The 347-nt window shown below is 54.8% G+C and carries 1 pseudogene; it reads right to left on the bottom strand.

Going from position 1 to position 347, the window contains the following annotated elements:
- Window positions 1-347, bottom strand: a pseudogene (locus KBY08_RS26315) (IS3 family transposase); the annotation flags it as partial.

Here is a 347-nt window from a genome sequence, read left to right as displayed (position 1 = left end):
GCATCTGGATCGGGTCTGGATTGCACCTGAGCCTGATAGTAAAACGTGCTGCGCGCCAGGCCCGCCAGCGTCAGAAGGGCGCACATCGGAAACCGGTTCCTCAGTTGTTTGACGATCAGGGCTTTTTCTTTTGCCGTCGTTGCTGCTCCTTCAACTCTTCCAACTTTTTTAGGTAAGCGTTCTCCATGCGCAGGTATTCAAGCTCGGCCATTAACTGGTCGCGTGTCTTGTGCGTATCGTCAGCGGTTACGGGTTCGGTGGGATAAGGCTTCTTGGGCATGGCAGCAGGCTTTCTTCTTGTGGGAACACGCGGGGCTAGACCGTCACTGTAATGCTGCTGTTCCCAA

The organism is Pseudomonas sp. P135, assembly GCF_020312125.1.
In the GTDB taxonomy this organism is placed as follows: domain Bacteria; phylum Pseudomonadota; class Gammaproteobacteria; order Pseudomonadales; family Pseudomonadaceae; genus Aquipseudomonas; species Aquipseudomonas fragariae.
The sequence above is the reverse complement of the archived record's forward strand: the minus strand, read 5'-3'. Positions and strand labels throughout refer to the sequence as shown.